Annotated in this window: 23 protein-coding genes and 1 pseudogene; 23 read left to right on the forward strand and 1 reads right to left on the reverse strand. The window is 65.5% G+C overall.

Going from position 1 to position 18,443, the window contains the following annotated elements; all coding sequences use genetic code 11:
- Positions 1-61: 61 nt before the first annotated feature.
- The 17 genes from QFZ46_RS12200 (at position 62) to QFZ46_RS12280 (ending at position 11,677) form a co-directional block, all read left to right on the forward strand.
- On the forward strand, positions 62-1,204 hold the full coding sequence (locus QFZ46_RS12200; protein ID WP_307361814.1) for an NADH:flavin oxidoreductase: 1,143 nt from the start codon (positions 62-64) through the stop codon (positions 1,202-1,204).
- An 11-nt stretch (positions 1,205-1,215) separates the two neighbouring features.
- Positions 1,216-2,163 (forward strand): NADP-dependent oxidoreductase, encoded by a 948-nt coding sequence (locus tag QFZ46_RS12205; protein WP_307361817.1) that lies wholly within the window; start codon positions 1,216-1,218, stop codon positions 2,161-2,163.
- Between the two features lie 220 nt (positions 2,164-2,383).
- Complete coding sequence (locus QFZ46_RS12210) at positions 2,384-2,746, forward strand: hypothetical protein (protein ID WP_307361819.1); 363 nt, start codon at positions 2,384-2,386, stop codon at positions 2,744-2,746.
- An 82-nt stretch (positions 2,747-2,828) separates the two neighbouring features.
- Positions 2,829-2,999, forward strand: a complete 171-nt coding sequence (locus QFZ46_RS12215; RefSeq protein WP_307361821.1) for a hypothetical protein — start codon at positions 2,829-2,831, stop codon at positions 2,997-2,999.
- Positions 3,000-3,164: 165 nt separating this feature from the next.
- On the forward strand, positions 3,165-3,467 hold the full coding sequence (locus tag QFZ46_RS12220; protein WP_307361823.1) for a DUF2188 domain-containing protein: 303 nt from the start codon (positions 3,165-3,167) through the stop codon (positions 3,465-3,467).
- Positions 3,468-3,582: 115 nt separating this feature from the next.
- Positions 3,583-3,846, forward strand: coding sequence for a hypothetical protein (locus QFZ46_RS12225; RefSeq protein WP_307361826.1), 264 nt, complete (start codon positions 3,583-3,585; stop codon positions 3,844-3,846).
- Positions 3,839-4,984, forward strand: coding sequence for a baeRF2 domain-containing protein (locus QFZ46_RS12230; RefSeq protein WP_307361827.1), 1,146 nt, complete (start codon positions 3,839-3,841; stop codon positions 4,982-4,984). The genes QFZ46_RS12225 and QFZ46_RS12230 overlap by 8 nt, the downstream gene beginning before the upstream one ends.
- Positions 4,974-5,777, forward strand: a complete 804-nt coding sequence (locus tag QFZ46_RS12235) for an SDR family oxidoreductase (RefSeq protein WP_307361829.1) — start codon at positions 4,974-4,976, stop codon at positions 5,775-5,777. Before QFZ46_RS12230 ends, QFZ46_RS12235 begins: the two co-directional genes overlap by 11 nt.
- A 121-nt stretch (positions 5,778-5,898) precedes the next feature.
- On the forward strand, positions 5,899-6,051 hold the full coding sequence (locus QFZ46_RS12240) for a hypothetical protein (protein ID WP_307361831.1): 153 nt from the start codon (positions 5,899-5,901) through the stop codon (positions 6,049-6,051).
- A gap of 6 nt (positions 6,052-6,057) precedes the next feature.
- Positions 6,058-7,167 (forward strand): FUSC family protein, encoded by a 1,110-nt coding sequence (locus QFZ46_RS12245; RefSeq protein WP_307361832.1) that lies wholly within the window; start codon positions 6,058-6,060, stop codon positions 7,165-7,167.
- Between the two features lie 41 nt (positions 7,168-7,208).
- Positions 7,209-7,520, forward strand: coding sequence for a DUF7882 family protein (locus QFZ46_RS12250; RefSeq protein ID WP_307361834.1), 312 nt, complete (start codon positions 7,209-7,211; stop codon positions 7,518-7,520).
- A 68-nt stretch (positions 7,521-7,588) separates the two neighbouring features.
- Positions 7,589-8,578 (forward strand): YihY/virulence factor BrkB family protein, encoded by a 990-nt coding sequence (locus QFZ46_RS12255; RefSeq protein WP_307361836.1) that lies wholly within the window; start codon positions 7,589-7,591, stop codon positions 8,576-8,578.
- A gap of 58 nt (positions 8,579-8,636) precedes the next feature.
- Positions 8,637-9,962: an APC family permease gene (locus QFZ46_RS12260; protein ID WP_307361838.1), complete on the forward strand. Its 1,326-nt coding sequence runs from the start codon at positions 8,637-8,639 to the stop codon at positions 9,960-9,962.
- Complete coding sequence (locus QFZ46_RS12265) at positions 9,952-10,434, forward strand: GNAT family N-acetyltransferase (protein ID WP_307361840.1); 483 nt, start codon at positions 9,952-9,954, stop codon at positions 10,432-10,434. The genes QFZ46_RS12260 and QFZ46_RS12265 overlap by 11 nt, the downstream gene beginning before the upstream one ends.
- Positions 10,435-10,527: 93 nt before the next feature.
- Positions 10,528-10,710, forward strand: coding sequence for a hypothetical protein (locus QFZ46_RS12270; protein WP_307361843.1), 183 nt, complete (start codon positions 10,528-10,530; stop codon positions 10,708-10,710).
- A 171-nt stretch (positions 10,711-10,881) separates the two neighbouring features.
- A complete protein-coding gene (locus tag QFZ46_RS12275) occupies positions 10,882-11,046 on the forward strand; it encodes a hypothetical protein (RefSeq protein WP_243228339.1) in 165 nt (54 codons plus the stop codon).
- The gene (locus QFZ46_RS12280) at positions 11,039-11,677 is read left to right on the forward strand and encodes a flavodoxin family protein (protein ID WP_307361845.1); all 639 of its coding nucleotides are present in this window, start codon (positions 11,039-11,041) and stop codon (positions 11,675-11,677) included. The genes QFZ46_RS12275 and QFZ46_RS12280 overlap by 8 nt, the downstream gene beginning before the upstream one ends.
- Before the next feature lies 1 nt (position 11,678).
- Here the strand turns inward: QFZ46_RS12280 and QFZ46_RS12285 are convergent, their stop codons facing one another.
- Positions 11,679-12,725 carry an NAD(P)-dependent alcohol dehydrogenase gene (locus QFZ46_RS12285; RefSeq protein ID WP_307361847.1) on the reverse strand — a complete coding sequence of 349 codons (1,047 nt, stop codon included), beginning with the start codon at positions 12,723-12,725 and terminating at the stop codon, positions 11,679-11,681.
- 266 nt (positions 12,726-12,991) lie between these two features.
- Between QFZ46_RS12285 and QFZ46_RS12290 the strand changes: the two genes are divergently transcribed.
- The 6 genes and pseudogenes from QFZ46_RS12290 to QFZ46_RS12315 all read left to right on the forward strand — a co-directional run bounded on the left by QFZ46_RS12290 (position 12,992) and on the right by QFZ46_RS12315 (position 18,373).
- Entirely contained in the window at positions 12,992-14,026 is a 1,035-nt protein-coding gene (locus QFZ46_RS12290; RefSeq protein WP_307361849.1) for a zinc-dependent alcohol dehydrogenase family protein, read from the forward strand.
- Entirely contained in the window at positions 14,023-14,694 is a 672-nt protein-coding gene (locus QFZ46_RS12295; RefSeq protein ID WP_307361851.1) for a DUF2291 domain-containing protein, read from the forward strand. The genes QFZ46_RS12290 and QFZ46_RS12295 overlap by 4 nt, the downstream gene beginning before the upstream one ends.
- Positions 14,691-16,214: a sugar ABC transporter ATP-binding protein gene (locus tag QFZ46_RS12300; RefSeq protein WP_307361853.1), complete on the forward strand. Its 1,524-nt coding sequence runs from the start codon at positions 14,691-14,693 to the stop codon at positions 16,212-16,214. Before QFZ46_RS12295 ends, QFZ46_RS12300 begins: the two co-directional genes overlap by 4 nt.
- A 219-nt stretch (positions 16,215-16,433) precedes the next feature.
- Positions 16,434-16,955: pseudogene (locus QFZ46_RS12305) on the forward strand (ABC transporter permease); the annotation flags it as partial.
- A complete protein-coding gene (locus tag QFZ46_RS12310; RefSeq protein ID WP_307364598.1) occupies positions 16,900-17,334 on the forward strand; it encodes an ABC transporter permease in 435 nt (144 codons plus the stop codon). The pseudogene QFZ46_RS12305 and the gene QFZ46_RS12310, both read left to right, overlap by 56 nt.
- 49 nt (positions 17,335-17,383) lie before the next feature.
- Positions 17,384-18,373 (forward strand): D-ribose ABC transporter substrate-binding protein, encoded by a 990-nt coding sequence (locus QFZ46_RS12315; RefSeq protein ID WP_307361854.1) that lies wholly within the window; start codon positions 17,384-17,386, stop codon positions 18,371-18,373.
- Positions 18,374-18,443: the final 70 nt, after the last annotated feature.

Here is an 18,443-nt window from a genome sequence, read left to right on the forward strand (position 1 = left end):
AACATCGCCGCTATCGGCGTCATCAGGGAACACGGCATCGCTTCGAGAGGTTGCCAGAGGCATGAGTTCTTCCCCGCAGCCGACTTCCACCGATTCAGCGACCCTCCTCGGTGGGGTGGACCCCGCGCCGTTGTACACAGCATTCGACCTCGCGGGCGTCGAGCTTTCGAACCGGTTCGTGATGGCTCCGATGACCCGGAGCTTCTCGCCCGGCGGCATCGCCTCTGATGACGTCGTGGAGTACTACCGTCGGCGCGCTGCGCACCTCGGTCTGATCATCACGGAGGGCACGTACATCGACCATCCGTCCGCGGGGACGAGCACTCGTGTGCCGCGGCTCTATGGCGAAGAATCGCTGGCCGGTTGGCGACGAGTGGTCGACGCGGTGCATGCCGAGGGCGGGCGGATCTTCCCTCAGCTCTGGCACCTCGGACTTTCCCGCCGTGAGGGTTCGGGTCCTCACCCCGCGGCGCCCGTGCTCAGTCCGTCGGGCGTGAAGCCGGACGGAGCTGCCGTGGGCGCGCCGGCGAGCACCGCCGAGATCGATGCCGTCATCGCGTCGTTCGCCCGTGCGGCGGCGGATGCTCAACGGATCGGGTTCGACGGCGTCGAGCTCCACGGCGCGCACGGATATCTGCTCGATCAATTCCTGTGGTCGGCGACGAACCGTCGCTCGGATCGTTACGGCGGGAACCCGGCCGCCAGGGCACGGGTGGGTGCAGAGGTCGTAGCTGCGGTGCGCGACGCCGTCGGGCCGGCCTTCCCGGTGATGTTCCGCTATTCGCAGTGGAAGGGCGGCGCCTTCGAGGCCCGCATCGCCGACACGCCAGTCGAGCTCGAGTCGGTGCTGGCACCGCTGGTGGACGCGGGTGTCAGTGGTTTCCATGTTTCTACGCGCCGCTACTGGCTCCCGGGGTTCGACGGCGACCGGCGCACGCTCGCAGGATGGACGAAGAAGATCACCGGATTGCCCACGATCGCCCTCGGGTCGGTCGGCGTCGCGGCCCCGTTCCTGGAGAGCGAAGCATCCACGTCGCCGCTGAGCCTCGCGCCGCTTCTGGATCTGTTCGAGCGGGACGAGTTCGATCTCGTGGCGCTCGGCAGGGCGGTGCTCTCCGAGCCGGGGTGGCCGACCAAGGTCCGCGACGGACGAGTAGACGAGATCCGGACCTACGACAAGAGCCACGAGTCGCAACTGTTCTAGCAATGGCGCCCATGCGAAGAATCGTGTTCCGCCAGTACGGCGGCCCCGAAGTGCTTCACCTAGAAGAGGCCCCGCGCCCGTCACCGGGTGAGGGGGAGGTGCTCGTCCGTGTCGCAGCCGCCGGACTGAACCCGGTGGACTACAAGCTGTTCAGCGGGAAGCCGACGTTCGAGCCCTATGAGCGCTCTCTCCCGTCGGGGAACGGCTACGACTTCTCAGGGTTCGTCGCGGAGAACGGCTCGGGAGCAACAGCCTTCGCCCCCGGAGACCGGGTGTTCGGCGGTCTGCGGTTCCATGCGCAGGCCGACTATCTGGTGACTGCGGAGACATCACTGGTGCGTGTCCCCGACGGACTCTCCATGGTGACGGCCGGAGCACTGAACGTCGTCGGACGAACAGCCGTCGCCAGCGTCGCGTCCCAGCAGTTGCGGCCGGGGGAGAGCGTCCTCGTGAGCGCGGCTGCCGGTGGTGTCGGCGTTCTGGCGGCGCAACTGGCCCGCGAGGCAGGGGCGCGAGTGCTCGGCACGGCGAGTCCACGCAATCACGACTACCTGCGAAGCATCGGCATCGAACCGGTCTCCTACGGCCCGAACCTCGTGGACGACGTGCGTCGTCTCGCGCCCGAAGGACTGACTGCCGTGCTCGACAACGTCGGACACGGCACCATCGACGCGGCCATCGACCTGGGCGTGCCGCCGGCACGTATCAACACGATCGCGGACTACCCGGCCATCGCGGCATATGGGGTGCGGGGCGTCGGCGGCGCAACCGCCGGTGTGAAGGAACTCGCTCACATCGCCGGTCTGATCGCCGCGGGTGCGGTCGACTTGCCGATAGACACGGTCCACCCGCTCGAGGATGCAGCCGCCGCATACGTTCAACTGATGGAAGGGCACGCCAGGGGCAAGATCGTGCTCATAATCCAGCCCGCCCCGGCAACAGAGATGCTGCGGCCGTGACCGCGACGGCGACCACGGCGATTGGGCTCGTCGGTTTCCTGCCGGGCAATCACTGGCTCCAGCCGTCACCTTCTTCGGTGTGACGACTGAGCGGGATGTCAACCCCCGAGCATGTACCGGGTACCGGGATGACACTGAGAGTCCGTAGCGTGCAGAGGCGCCGTCGTGTCCGACTACTCGGCCGTTGCGGACTGGACGTTCGCAGGAAGAGGAGCCTGAAATGGCGATGCAACTGAATGATGCCGCACTCACCCACGCGCGCGGGCTGCTGCGACGGGGGGAGTTCATCGACGACGACCGTGATGATTGGAGCGAGCACGCTCCGACGACCGACCAGGAGAACGACTTCATCGAAGAGAACGGTCTCGTCGAGTTCGCGAAATGGCATCTGGGCGAGGACACCGACAAGCGAGAAGACACGAAGGGCCGCTATCACTTTCCATACGGCGACTTCCGCACGCTTCACCGATGCGCGGTGATCTCGGGGGAGAGCCGCGCGGGTCAGTACAAGCACGCGGAGATCGAGAAGTCGCTCAAGGACCTTCTCGACGCGATCGACCGTAAGGCACAACTCGACGGTTAACCCCTCGCGAGCGCGAGTCAAGGCCCTGGCACCCGGCACGGTGTGCGGGGCACGCTGTGCTGACCGAGGAAGGGAATCGAATATGTCTGATGCGAAAGATCCACGCGAGGAGCAGCTGGCTGATGTGCCTCTCGAAGACACCCGAGAGGATGACGCCGGCTTCGATCCGATAACGCCCGACGGCGTCGAGGAGGGAAAACCCGCAGTGGCTGATCCCAAGGACTCTCAGAATCCTCCTCCGCGCCGACTCTGACTTCGCCGCCGGTTCCGGCCAGTCAGCCGGAACCGGCGGTAGGTGCATCCCCGAACCCCGATCTTGCTCCGCCGTGCTGTCAAGGGTCTCGAAGACTCCGACCAACCGGCTTAGCGTTGCAGCAGTTCAGGAACCGAAAACGACGCCATACCGGGAGGTGCCGACTTGTCGCATCTGGATGTTGTCACCAAGGACAACCAGGGCCAATGGGTGAACGAGGTGGAGGGAGCGAACGAGCTCTCTCGCAGTTTCAGCAGCCGAGAGGAAGCAGTGACCGCAGGTCGCGACTTCGCCGAGCAGCATGGTTCTCGGCACCTGGTCGAAGATGCTGTTCCGCGCGGCGTGATCACGGATGGCGGCGCACCGGACGACGGTGTGGTCGTCACCGGCGAGCGATCTCCGAGATCGGATGGGTTACCGGAGACGACAGACGAGAACGGTATGCCACTCGATAATCCGTCGGGCTGAGGTCAGATCCTCGATACACCGGGCCTTGAGTGCGGACGGGTCGATGTCAACCCCCGATGACGATCCGGCCGATCGGGATGACACTGAGGAGCTACAAGCGAGGAAGGAGACGAACATGTCTGAATCTGAGCGGGGTAACACCAAGCACGGTCCCCACCTGGACGATCAGATGGAGCAGGAGACGCGAGGAATGGTGCAGGGGCACGGCAGCCCTCACGCCGAGCCGTTCCGCGAGAGCGAACCGCTGCCCGATGACACGGACGATCAGTCGACCGAGCGAGCCTTCCGCAACGCTGAGACGGGCGAGCACGCCACCGAGGCCGACGAGAACGCCGCCGACGCTCGGGCAGCCGACCGCCAGGGCAGCGGCCATGAGTGACTCCCGTCTGATGGGACTGCTCACACGCCCCGGCCCCTGGACATGTGCCTACGTCGACGGCCCCGGCATGCTGCCGCAGGTGGAGGAAGAAGCGCTTCGTCGTTCCGTACGCGAGCGTCTCGAAGAGATCGGCGCGCCCGCAGAGGACGCATCGGCGATCGAATCGGCCCTCGAATCACGCAACGGAATGCCCAGCCCGTCCGCCCGCGTCGTGCTGGCATCCGCCGGTCGTGTGGAATTCGATCAGGGCTTCGTCGGGGCCAGAACAGGGCCGGAACGTCTGAGCTACGGCCCGGTTCCGACGATCCTCCCGTTGCTGCGGCATCTCAGTGCTGCCACGCGCTACATCGTGGTCGAGACGAGCCGCGACGGCGCAGACATCCGGCTGGAGACGTCGGGCCGCAGAGGCAGCGATGCGGAATCCGAGGTCGAGGGAGGCACCGGCAACCTCACGAAGGTACAGGCGGGTGGAATGGCTCACGCCGCTTACCACCGGTACGCCGAGAACGTGTGGAAGCACAATCAGTCCGAGGTCGCAGCCGCGGTCAGCGGTCTCATCAGGGAACAGCATCCGACTTTCGTGGCGATCTCCGGTGATGTACGCGCGCGGCAGCTGCTCATCGAATCGCTGACCGACGCGGAACGCGAGCTCATCGTCGAAGTGGACGTGCACACGCGCGCCGACGGCGCCGACTCGACCGAACTCGACTCGGCGATCGCCGAATCGATCGCCGAGCGGATGCGCATCACCGTCACCGAAGTGCGCGATCGCGCGGCAACCGACAACGGCAGCGGCGGAGCCGAGGGCATCGGCGAAGTCACGGCGGCGCTGCAGCAGGCCCGCGTGGAGACGCTACTGCTGGACAGCCGGATGCTCGATGATGGTCGCACGCTGCTGGCGCTCGACCCCGCCCCATGGGTCGCCGCCGACGAATCGGAGAGCCTCGGAGCCGTCGTTGTCGACAGCATTCCCGCAGCCGAAGCACTGGCACGCGCGGCCATTCTCACGGACGCGCGCGTCCTGATCGACGAGGATGAGCCTGCGGAGGAGGATGCGCCACGGGAGAGCCGACCTGTACGGGATCCGCTGGCGGTGCTGCGATGGGCGGATGAAGCGGACGCGGGCGATGGAAACTGATCACGTACCCCGTCGCGCGATCGTCACGGGATCGGACTCCGGCATCGGCCGCGCCACTGCGGTCGCTCTCGCTGCAGCGGGTCTCGAAGTCGGCGTCACCTGGCACACAGATCGGGAAGGGGCGGAGCAGACCGCCGCCGAGGCGCGCAGCCATGGTGCCAGGGTCATCGTCGCTCAGCTCGACGTGACCGATATTCCGGGCTGCGGTGACGTCATCGACGCGATGATCGACGAGCTCGGTGGTCTCGACGTCTTCGTGAACAACTCCGGAATCGGCACGAAGACGCCGTTCCTTGAGATGTCGCTCGACGAATGGAACCGCGTCTTCGACACCGACCTGACAGGCGCATTCGTGTGCCTGCAACGCGCAGCGCGCTCGATGGTCGCCGCAGGCCGAGGCGGAAGGCTCATCGCGGTGACAAGTGTGCACGCGCACCAGCCCATGGTCGGATCGAGCGCATATGACGCGGCGAAGCATGGCCTCAGCGGTCTCATGAAGAACCTGGCTCTCGAGCTCGGTGCACATGGCATCAGCGCGGTCAGCGTGGCCCCGGGCGAGATCGCAACATCGATGACGGACCAGGCCGACAGCGATCCGAGGCACAAGGATCGCTCCGGTATTCCGCTGGGCCGGCCCGGCGACGCCCGCGAGGTCGCCGCGCTCATCGCATTCCTGGCGTCACCGGAGGCCGCGTACATCTCCGGCACATCGCTGGTGATCGACGGCGGCATGCTGCAGATGGGACCGCAGGCCGGCGCAGCCCTGGCAGAGCACGGCTGGCGAACAGTCTGAGACGCCCGGCCTCTGCCGGTCTGTATCTCCATGCCGCCGATCGGCCCCGCGATGTCAACCCCCGACCGCCATTGCTCGGCGAACGCCACACTGAGGTTTCACAACGAGCAGAGGAGCCGTCATGTCCGACCCGCGCGCGATTCCAGATGAGGAACGACCGTTCATCCCCGAGGAGGAGATCCCGGCGAAGGAGAGCACCGACTTCGACGCCGCCCCCGAGACCGACGAGGAGGCTGCCGAAGGCGTCGCGGGCGCCGCGGATCGCGACGAATGACGAGCGATGACACGGCAGGACGACGGGCGGATGACAACGTCATCCGGTACGACTCGCCGAGGGTTTGAGTCGCTGAGAAACGCCTTTCGCTCAGCGCGCCTGCTGCTGGCAGCGAAGGCGGCCCTCGCGGTCGGGATCGCGTGGGCAGTCGCCCCGCATATGCCAGGGGTGACGGATGAGTACCCGTACTACGCTCCGCTGGGCGCACTGCTGAGCATGTATCCGACTCTGATGGAGTCGGCCAAGTCGGGGCTGCAGACCCTGTTGGGGCTCGTGGTGGGTATCGCGCTTGCGCTCGCGGTGGTTGTGACCGTCGGACCGAATTGGTGGACCATCCCTCTGGTCGCTGGTATCGGCGTGCTGCTGTCGGGTACAGGCTGGTTCGGTGCAGGCCAGGAGTACGTGCCGATCGCAGCCCTGTTCGTGCTGATCATCGGTGGCCAGGACTCGGACGATTACTCGCTGGGCTATCTCAGCCAGATGGCGGTCGGCGTCGCGGTGGGCCTCGCCGTCAACCTGCTGATCGCCCCCAGCGTGCTCACCGGCGCCGCCGCGGCTCGAGTCAGCACCTTTCGCCGGCAGCTCGCTCGACACCTGCACGAGATCGGTGACGCGGTGTCCGAGCCTTGGCCGCCGGAGCGTGACGGATGGGCACGGGATGCCGCAGCCCTCGCCGATACATCACGAGAGGTGCGGCGGGCCCTCGACGAGGCCGACACGAGCCGCAAGGGCAACCCCAGGGCGATGCGCGGCCGTCACGACACTTCCGATGTCCATGACCGGCTGGAGGCGCTCGAGCTGATCGCAGTGCGCATTCGCGACATCTCGGACGCGCTCGCCGATGCCGTCTGGCAACGAGCCGGTGGACTGGGGCTGAATCCCCAGCTGGCCGAACCGCTGAGCGAAGCGTGCCATCGAGTCGCGGACTGCATCGACCATGACGAAGACGACAGCGCAGAAGCGCATCGCTCCCGCGAAGGTGCCGCAAGGGCGGTTCGCATCCTGCTGGAAGCGGTGGACCAGGTGTCTGTCAGCTCAGGACAGGCGATCGGCCCCGGAGTGCTCATCTGCATGCATCTTCGTCGGATACTGTTGCTTCTGCGATCCCGCGGCTGATCGAATTCGAGACGGCATCCGTCATGCGCTACCGTCGGCGTATGGGATCGATTCAGTACGGCGGGTCCGATGCCCCCATCCATATCGAGGACCGCGCACTCGCGCATCTCAAGGTCGTCATCGCCACCAAGCTGCGCCGTCAGGAGTCCTTCACCCTCTCGTGGAAGCACGCCGACGGCGACACCGTCGGCCGCTCCACGATCTGGGTTCACCCTTCGATCCCGTTGCGTTTCGTCTTCGACGATCCGGATGCTGCGTCTCTGAACGCGCAATGGATCGAACGGCTCATGCACTCGGCGAACTCGACAGGTGGTATCTCCCTGGTCGATGAGGTGCTCGAAGTCCAAAGCTGACCACGGCCGCCGCCGGCGGCCGTGTCAAGGGGCATCATGCTGAGCGGAAGTACCGCGAGAGTGTTGCGATGACCAAGCGTTCATGGACCTTCGCGATCAGGCGGATCTTCCGTGCTTTCGCTGCGGACGGCTGCGCCGACATCGCCGCGAGCCTCGCCTTCTACGCGATTCTCGCTCTGCTGCCGGCTTCGATGGTCGGATTCTCGATCCTCAGTGTGCTCGGACGTGATGACGAGACGGCACAGATTCTTCTCGAGGTCGTGCGTGCGGTTGCGCCGGAGGAAGCGGCGACGGGGGTCGGCGACTTCCTCGGGGAACTCGCCGACCTGCGGATGTCGGGCCTTCTGCTCGTGTTCGGCGTGCTGCTGTCGATCTGGTCGGTGGCGCGCTACGTCGGAGTGCTCGGGCGCGGGATGAACCGGATCTATGGCGTGGAGGAGGGGCGTCGCCTCTGGACGCTCAAGCTGAATCAGCTCGCCATCGCCGTGGTCACCATATTCTGCGCGGCGATCGCCGTGCTGCTCATCGTCGGCTCCGGCCCCGTCGCAGAAGCCATAGGAACTTCGTTGGGGCTCGGCGAGGCAGTGCTGGTCGTCTGGCGTATCGCGAGGTGGCCGCTACTCATCCTGATCGTCCTGTTCGTCGTCGCGTTGCTGTATTACTTCACCCCGAACGTCCGTCCGCCGCGGTTCCGGTGGATGAGCCTCGGTGCGGCGGTGGCGATCCTGGTGCTGGCGATCGCGTCCGCCGGATTCGGTCTGTACATCGCCAACTTCTCGAACTACGACCGCGTCTACGGTTCGTTCGCGGGCGTCATCGTCTTCGCGCTCTGGATGTGGATCGCGAACATGGCCTTGCTGGTCGGCGTGGAGTTCGACACCGAGCTGGAGCGGATCCGTGAACTCCGCGCCGGCGTACCGGCGGAGACCCAAGTGCAGCTGCCATTGCGCGACGCCGGCCGGATCGCCAAGGTGGTGCGCAAGGACAGAGCGGATGCGGCAGACGCTCGACGGATACGGCGCCGAGCACGATCCGACGCAGCCGACACAGGCCCATGAACACCGGGCCGTTGTCAAGGGCTGTGAGACCTTCCCCGTCGCGCTCTACGTTGGGGCGATGACGAAAGAGACTGAAGCACCCTCGCGACTGCGCCGCGCGATCAGCGGCCCGATGCTCTTCGCGTTCATCCTGGGAGACGTTCTGGGCGCCGGGATCTACGCTCTCATGGGCGTGCTCTCCGAGCAGGTCGGCGGGATGCTGTGGGCGCCGTTGCTGCTGGCATTGCTGCTCGCACTGCTGACGGCCGGGTCATACGCGGAACTCGTCACGAAGTATCCGCGCGCAGGCGGCGCGGCCGTCTTCGCCGAGCGCGCCTTCCGCAGCCGCATCGTGTCGTTCCTGGTCGGATTCAGCATGCTCGCCGCGGGTGTCGTGAGTGCAGCGGGCCTCGCGATCGCGTTCGCGGGGGACTACCTCCAGACGTTCATCCCGGTGCCGCCGATACTCGCGGCCATGGTGTTCCTCGTCGTCATCGCCGCGCTCAACGCCCGCGGCATCCGTGAGTCCATGGGAGCGAATCTCGTGATGACGGCGATCGAGCTGAGTGGACTCGTGATCGTCATAGCCGTCGTCGGCTTCTTCGTTGCGGGCGGGGGCGGCGATGCATCGCGCATCATGGAAGCGCCCGACGGCACCGGCACCGGGTTCGCGGTGCTGGGAGGCGCGATCATCGCCTACTACTCGTTCGTCGGCTTCGAGACGTCGGCGAACGTGATCGAGGAGGTCAAGGATCCGTCCAAGTCGTACCCGAAGGCGCTGTTCGCCGCTCTCCTCACAGCCGGTGCTGTCTATGTGCTGGTGGGTCTCGCCAGTGCGGTGGCGCTGCCCGCCGATGAGCTGCAGCAGTCCAGCGGGCCGCTTCTCGCCGTCGTCGAGGCGACGGGTATCGGTGTGCCGTCGTGGTTGTTCAGCCTGATCGCCCTGGTAGCCGTCGCTAACGGCGCTCTGCTCACGATGATCATGGCGAGCAGGCTCGCGTACGGGATGGCAGAGCAGGGTCTGCTGCCCAGCGCACTCGGGCGGGTGCTGCCGCGGCGGAAGACACCGTGGGTGGCGATCGTGACCACGACGATCGTAGCGATGCTGCTGACGCTCATCGGCGATCTCGCGACGCTGGCCGAGACGGTGGTGCTCCTGTTGCTGTTCGTCTTCCTCAGCGCCAACGTGTCCGTCCTGGTGCTGCGCCGGGATCGGGTCGAGCACGACCACTTCCGGGTGTGGACATTCGTGCCTGTGCTCGGCATCGCCTCGTGCATCCTGCTTCTGACCCAGCAGCGCGGAATCGTCTGGTTGTTCGGTGCGGGCCTTCTCGTCGTCGGCCTCGGACTCTACGCGCTCGCTCAGTGGGCGCGACGCCGAGGGGGAGTGTCGCATGACCAGTGACCCCGAGATCGTGTTGTCGCGAATATCACCTGCCGACGCGGGTGAAGTGCTGACGATCCAGCGCGCTGCCTTCGTGTCAGAAGCACAGATCTACGGCACGGCCGATATGCCGCCGCTGACGCAGACGCTGGATGAAGTGCGAGCCGAGCTTGCGCAGGCGAACGGCTGGGTTGCCCGAGTCGATGGGCGTCTGGTCGGAGCGATCCATGTCAGGGAGACCGATGACATGCTGCTCATCGGTCGGATAGCGATCGCGCCGGACATGCAGGGCACGGGGATCGGCAGAGCGCTGCTTCAGGCCGCTGAAGAGGATTCGAAGGCGCCGAAGGCCGAGCTGTTCACGGGCAGCCTGAGCGAGGCCAACGTGCGACTGTACGAGAGCTGCGGCTATCGGATCAGCGAACGGGTGGATCAGGGAGATGGCACGACTCAGCTCTTCATGCGCAAGCAGCTCGACACGGGAGCGAGCTGAGCTTTATACGCTCGAAGAAGTCGGCGGTCAACCCGCTCGGGTGCGGCCACCAGCCGGTCTAGCGTGAGTGGCATCAGAGGAAAGGATGCCATCATGTCGAACCCGAATATCATGCCTATCCCACTGCCGGATGATGACCGTGACGACCAGGCGGCGATGGAGGTGGACGGAGACGCCGTTCTCGATCCGGACATCGACGCAAGTCTCGTCGACAGTGCAGAAGCCGACCGCCTCGCGAGCGAAGAGGAGGCCGACGGCGCGGGCCGGGCTGAATGACGGACCGGGCGTCGGAGCCCGTGATCCGCAGCAGCGTGGCGAGCAACGCGCAACTACCATCGCGCGATTTGGGCGTCAACCCCCACGACGCAACACTACGAACCTGCCACGCTCGTAGTCACATGAGGGACGGCCACCGCCGCCCTTCAACACGAGGTCAGGAGTACCAGCATGAATATCGCACTTGTCGTCATCATTGTCATCGCGATCGTCTTGGCCATTGTCGGAGGACTCAACGCAGCACTCAACTGGCTGCTCTGGGTTGCTCTCATCGTGGGCGTGATCGCCCTGATCGCCTTCCTGTTCCGGGTCATAGGCGGCCGCAACCGTGTCTGACATCCATCCGGATGTCTCGAGCGTGCAGTTGACGGCACTCGTCGTCAACTGCACGCTCAAGCCATCACCTGCTGAGTCGAGCTCAGAGGTGATGGGCGGCCAGCTCTCGACATTCCTCGCCGAACGCGGCGTGCAGTGCGAGAGCGTCAGGGTCGTCGACCACGTCATCCTTCCCGGTGTGCAGAAGGACATGGGAGAAGGCGATGAATGGCCGACGCTGCGCGAGAAGGTGCTCAGCGCCGACATTCTCGTGTTCGTCACGCCGACATGGCTCGGACAGCATTCGAGCGTCGCACAGCGGGTACTCGAACGCCTAGACGCCGAGCTGAGCGAGACGGATGCTGACGGGCGGCCGATCCTGTTCGACAAGGTCGCCGTCGCCGGTGTCGTCGGAAACGAGGACGGCGCCCACCACATCACCGCCGTGCTGTTCCAGGCGCTCAACGATGTCGGGTTCACGGTTCCAGCGCAGGGATGCGTCTACTGGAACGGCGAGGCGATGCACGCCACCGACTACAAGGATCTGGAGCAGACCCCCGAGAAGGTGAGCGCGTCGATCAGCACCTCGCTGACGAACGCCGTCCACCTTGCACGGCTTCTGCGCGAGTCGGGTTATCCGGCATCCAACTGATCTAGCCCCGGCGGTGCGGTTCCACAACCGACTTGATCGTGTCCGGATCCGTCGTGGACTCGAGCGCGTCCTTGACCCGATCCAACGAGAATGTGCCGGTCACCATCGCATCGAGGTCGACCTGCCCTGATGCGACGAGGGCAATCGCGGCCGGCCATGTGTTCGCATAACGGAACACTCCCGTCAGCACGAGTTCCTTGTTCTGGATCTGAGTGATCGGCAACGCCAGCTCCGGCAGCCCCATTCCGACGAGAACGGCGCGTCCACCGGGACGAAGGGCATCGATTCCGCTCCGCACGGCCGCCGCAGCCCCCGATGCATCCACGAACGAGTCGGCCCCGACCGTGCGGATCACATCCGCGTCGGCCACAGGATCGAGAGCCGCGGTCGCGCCGAATCGCAGCGCGGCGTGGCGACGCGCTTCGCTGATGTCGGAGACGAGCACCTCCGAGGCGCCTGACGCTCTGGCGACCTGCGCGACGGCGAGACCGACCGGACCTGCGCCGGTGATCAGCACGCGGTCACCGACCGAGAAGGCGGCCTTGCGCCCTGTCGCCACGGCTACGGACAGCGGCTCGAGCAGGGCGGCCGCCCAATCGCTCACGGAGTCCGGAATCGCGAACGCGAAATGGCTCTGGATCGTGACGTACTCCTGGAACGCGCCATCCGTGCCCGGCACCGCATAGAAGCGCATGTGCGGGTCGAGGTTGTAGTCCCCGCGCAGCGTCTCGGCCGACGTGGTGGAGGGGTGCTGCGGCTCGATCGAGACCCGCTCACCGACACGCTTCGGCGAGACGTCTGCTCCCACGGCCACGATCACTCCGCCGGACTCGTGGCCGAGCACGAGCGGCTCGTCCACAACCCAGTCACCGAGTCGCCCATCGTGGAAGAAGTGCACATCGGAGCCGCACACGCCCACGGCGGTGACCTTCACGAGAACCTCGTCCGCTGCCGGTGTCGGCACACGACGCTCCTGCAGTTCGACGTGGCCGGGGCGGGTCAGCACATTGGCGAACATGTGCTCGGGAACGTGCGTCGTTGCAGTCATGATGCGATCTCCTCGATGCGGGTCTTCACTGTCGCGCTTCGCCGATGAACCGACCTGAGCGAGCCATCGGTGGGCGTCTTGACACCCGATGATACCGCGACGTATGGTGAATGTAACGTGGTCATGTTACCTGATCACAGGAACGTAACACGAGAGTCGAACCTCTCCGAGGGGCCGAACGGCACTGCCGCTGGTCCCGCAGTTACATCACACATCCCAACGGCGAGACGGTGTTCGCGTCGGTGGAGACGCAAACGGGAGCAAAGATGCGAGCAGTTGTATTCACGGCCGAGGGGCAGCTGTCCCTCGAAGAGCGCCCCACGCCCACGCCCGGTTTCAAAGAGATCCTGATCGAGACGGCAGCGGTCGGTATCTGCGGCACCGACACGCACGTCTTCGACGGCGAGTTCGAAGGCACCGTCTTCCCGCTCGTGCCCGGCCACGAGGCGACGGGAACGATCGTCGCACTCGGCGAAGGCGTCAACAGCGGTGTGTTCGACTTCAAGGTCGGCGACCACGTCGCGATCAACCCCAGCACCACCTGCGGCGAGTGCGAGTTCTGCCTCAACGGACATCAGAACCTCTGCCGGTTCTGGAACGGACTCGGCGTCGTCGCCTCCGACGGCGCATCCCAGGAGTTCTTCACCGCTCCTGCCGGCAACGTGTACAAGCTCCAGCCCGAGACCGACCTCTACGAGGCCGCGCTCATCGAGCCCCTCGCCTGCGCGATCCGCGGCTGGGACGTGCTGCCTCGCCGCATCGGCGACCACGTACTCGTCTACGGAGCCGGCACGATGGGGCTGCTGATGGCGCAGCTCGCGACCCGCGCCGGCGCGGCGACCGTCAGCATCGTCGACCTGAATCAGGATCGCCTCACCGTCGCAGAGGAATGCGGCATCGAGCTGCGGTACACCTCCGCCGATGACGCCGACCGCGAGAAGTGGGACGTCGTCATCGACTGCACCGGAAACCTTCGCGCCATCGAAGACGCGCTGACCCGCGTCAAGCCGGCCGGATTCTTCCAGGACTTCGGCGTCGCTCCTGCCGACGGCACGGCCAAGTTCTCACCGTTCCGCGTCTACCGCGACGAGATCTCGATCGTCGGCACGATGGCGGTGCTGAACTCCTTCGGACGCGCGGTCGAGATGTTCGAGGCCGGTGCGATCAATGCCAAGGCCATGATCAGCCACTCCTTCGTGCTCGACGACTACGAAGAGGCGCTGGAACTGTTCCGTCGCGGCTCGGGGCGCAAGCTCCAGATCCGACCGAACGACACCGAGTCCAGGGTGCTGATCCCGTGAGTGCGTCGACCACGGTGAGCCCGCCCGTCAAGAAGCCGCAGCGATCGCTGTCGCCCAATGCCAAGCGTGGGATCTGGATCGGTGTGATCGTCGTCGTGATCCTCGGCCTGGTGCTGGGGACACGGGTGGTTCCCGCCGACGACCCGCTCGCACAGGGCACGGAGAAATTCGACCCGGTCACCTACGGCGCCGAGAACTTCCCCACGGTGCAGTCGGCAGTCGTCGACCGTGCCGTCGAGGCCGACGTACTCGCAGCAGACATCGCGGCCGACGCTGCAGCTGCCGCCGAGGAGCACGCAGTGCAGAGCTCGGGCGGTCCCGTCTACAGCACGACGTTCACCGGCGTGGTGGGCGAGGGGCAGTCCGGCATCTATGAGGTGGCGGTCGAGGGTCTTCCCGAGGGCCTCCTGATCCGCGTGCAGACCGGACCAGCCATCAACGGCACCGAGCTGCGCGACGCGACCGGCGAGATCGAGTTCGGGCAGTTCATCAATCAGATCGACTTCCAGAACGCTGCTGCTGCATTGAACGAGGAGTTGAAGACGCAGGTCCTTGCCGACATCGACACCGCCGCTCTGACCGGGAAGACGATCGAGGTCACCGGAGCGTTCACCCTGATCAATCCGGCTTCCTGGCTCATCACGCCCGTCGAGCTGAGTGTGCAATGAGCGACGACTTCGACGATGTCGTCCTCGAGGCCCGCAACGTCGTCAAGACATACGGCGGCACGAGGGCGCTGAAAGGCGTGAACTTCGAGATCCGTCGCGGCACTGTCACGACTCTGTTCGGAGAGAACGGCGCCGGCAAGTCGACGTTGATGAAGATCCTGTCCGGGGTCGAACAGCCGACCTCGGGCGAGATCGTGCTCGACGGCGAACCGGTCGTGTTCCACTCCACGAACGACGCGCGCGACCGCGGGATCTCGATCATCCACCAGGAGCTCAGTCTTGCTCCCAACCTCTCGGTGCGCGACAACATTTTCATGGGGCGCGAGATCACGGGGCCCTTCGGGATCGACTTCGCCGAAGAGGCGCGACAGACGCGCGAGCTGCTCGCCGACCTCCTTCCCGGTGTCGAACCGGACACGCACGTCAACGATCTGCGCGTCGGCCAGCAGCAGATCATCGAGATCGCTCGCGCGCTCTCGGTGAACTCGCGCATCCTCATCATGGATGAGCCGACGTCCGCGCTCGCTGCCGCCGAGGTCGAGATCCTCTTCGGGATCATCCACGATCTCACCGCGCGTGGTGTGGCCATCGTCTACATCTCGCACCACCTCGAAGAGGCGCTGGAGGTCACAGATCATGCTGTCGTCCTGCGCGACGGATCCATGACGGCGAAGGACGAACGAGCCAACATCGATCTCGAGTGGATCGTGCGGAACATGGTCGGTGACAACTTCGATCTCGGCTCGCCGCCCACAGGCTACGAGTTCGGAGACACGATCCTCAGCATCCGAGACCTCCGCGTCCTCGACCCGGAGAACTCGGAGCGGTCGATCGTGAACGGCCTCAGCCTGGACGTCAAAGCCGGTGAGATCGTCTGCCTCTATGGGCTGATGGGAGCCGGACGCACCGAACTGCTCGAGGCGGTCGCCGGGCGGGATCGGATCGACGGCGGCGAGATCCTGCTGGACGGCACCGCTCTCGGCGATGACACGATCGCACAGCGCATCGCCCTCGGCATCGGGCTCGTGCCGGAGGACCGGCAGCGCGATGGGCTCGTGCAGACCTTCGACGTCGGCACGAACCTCACGCTCGCCAGCCTCGGGAACTCGCTGGTCAACGGCGTGCTCTCGCGGCGCACCGAGAAGAAGATCGCCCAGGACCTCATCCGCACCGTGACCGTGAAGACACCGGGACCCGAACTGCCGATCGGCTCTCTCTCCGGAGGTAATCAGCAGAAGGTGGTCATCGGAAAGGTCGTCGCGACCGAACCGCGCGTGATGCTGCTCGATGAGCCGAGCCGCGGCATCGACATCGGCGCGAAGGGCGAGGTGTTCCGACTCCTCGCCGAGCGCGCCCGCGAGGGCCTCGCCGTCGTTTACTCGACATCAGAGGTCGGCGAGTGCCTCAGCATCGCCCACCGCATCATCGTCCTGCGACGCGGGCAGATCTCCGCAGAGTTCGGTCCGGACGCCACGAAGGAAATGATCATGGCCGCCTCCGGCGAAGCCGTGGCCGCTTAGGAATTTGAGAACGGATCGACAATGACGACGACAACGACCGCCATCATCGAGAACAAGAAGAAGTTCTCGATCGCACGAGTGCTCATCGAAGGCAGAGCATTCCTCGCCCTGATCCTGATCATCGTGGTGTTCTCCCTGATGTCACCGAACTACCTCACGTTCGACAACATCCTGATCATGTCGTCGCACGTGGCGATCTACGCGATCCTCGGACTCGGGATGCTGCTGGTCGTGCTCAACGGCGGCATCGACCTCTCGGTCGGCTCGACGCTGGGCTTCTCCGCGGTGATCGCCGGCTTCCTCATGCAGGGCGTGCCGATCAACATCTTCGGCGTGGTCCTGTACCCGAGCATCCCCGTCGTCGTGGTGATCTCGTGCGCCGTCGGTGCAGGCGTCGGGCTCGTCAACGGAATCCTGGTGTCCAGGTTCAAGGTCGCGCCGTTCGTGGCGACCCTTGGCATGCTCTATGTGGTGCGCGGCCTCGCACTCCTCATGACGAACGGTCTGACGATCAACGACCTGTCGGGGGACGAGGCACTGGGCAACACCGGCTTCGAATGGCTCGGCTTCAACCGGGTCCTGAACATCCCGATCGGTGTCATCATCATGATCCTGATCGCGATCGTGCTCGGCTTCGTGCTCGGACGCACCCGATTCGGGCGCTGGCTGTACGCATCGGGCGGCAATGAGCGTGCGGCTGAGCTCTCCGGTGTGCCGGTGCGCTCCGTCAAGATCTGGGTCTACGTCATCTCCGGCGTCTGCGCGGCGGTCGCGGGCCTCATCCTCGCCTCGACCCCTCACCAGCGCCAGCCCCACCGCAGGAAACACGTACGAGCTGACGGCGATCGCCGCGGTCGTGATCGGTGGAGCATCTCTGATGGGCGGGCGCGGAAACGTGCGCGGCACGCTGCTGGGGGCGTTCGTCATCGGCTTCCTGTCCGACGGGCTCGTCATCGTGGGCGTCTCCGCGTACTGGCAGATGGTCTTCATCGGTGCGGTGATCGTCGTCGCCGTGCTGCTGAACAGCCTGCAGTACGGACGGCGTCGCCGTCCTGCCGCATCGGTGGCACAGCCGGCGAAGTCCGCTGACAAGACGCCGGAGCCGGCCGGCACGAATTGATCATCACTCACAGAACCTGTAATACCCACCAAGAGAAAGGACGCATCAAATGATGCGCAAGAAGGCAATCGCCTCGATCATCGCCGCAGGCGCGCTGATCATCTCGCTCGCCGGATGCGCCGGAGGCAGCACGGACGCGCCTCCGACGGATGCCGAAGGCGGAGACGCCGGCGGCCTCATCACCATCATCGTGAACGACCCGGCGAACCCGTACTGGAAGACGGAGGGCGACGTCGCCGCCGCAACGGCCGAGGAGCTCGGCTACACCTCGAGTGTCGGCGCGCACAAGGGCGACACCAACACCGAGAACACGCTGATCGACACGGCGATCTCGAACAAGTCGGTCGCGATCATCCTCGACCCTGCGAACGCCGATGGCTCGATCGCCGCGGTCAAGAAGGCCGAGGCCGCCGGGATTCCCGTGTTCCTCGTGAACGCGGAGATCAATGAGGCCGGTATCGCGAAGGCGCAGCTCGTCTCGAACAACGCTCAGGGTGCCGCGCTCGGTGCCCAGGAGTGGGTGGCTCAGATGGGTGAAGCAGGCGACTACGTCGAGCTGTTCGGCGCCCCGTCCGACAACAACGCGCAGACCCGTTCCAACGGCTTCCAGACCGTCATCAGCCAGTACCCCGGTCTGGTCGAGGTCGGCGAAGAGGTTGCGGACTGGGATCGCACCAAGGGTCACGACAAGATGCAGTCGCTGCTGCAGTCCAACCCGTCCTTGGCCGGTGTCATGTCGGGCAACGACGAGATGGCGCTCGGCGCGATCGCCGCGCTCAAGGAAGCGGGCAAGCTCGAAGGCGTCGTCGTCGGCGGCTTCGACGGCGCACCGGATGCCGTCTCCGCCGTGATCTCGGGTGAGATGGCGTACACGGTTCTCCAGCCTGTCGCCGTGTTCTCGAAGGAAGCCGTCGAGCTCGCCGACGAATACATCCGTACCGGCACCGCACCGGAGACCGAGAAGCAGTCGTTCGACTGCATCCTCATCACGAAGGACAACGCCGACAAGATGACGGAACCCTTCACCTACACCGAGTAAGCCCCACCGCGCTCCCATGCGGTGAACGCGGGGGCGGATGCCCATCAGCATCCGCCCCCGCCCACATACT

It is taken from the genome of Microbacterium murale (assembly GCF_030815955.1).
In the GTDB taxonomy this organism is placed as follows: Bacteria; Actinomycetota; Actinomycetes; order Actinomycetales; family Microbacteriaceae; genus Microbacterium; species Microbacterium murale_A.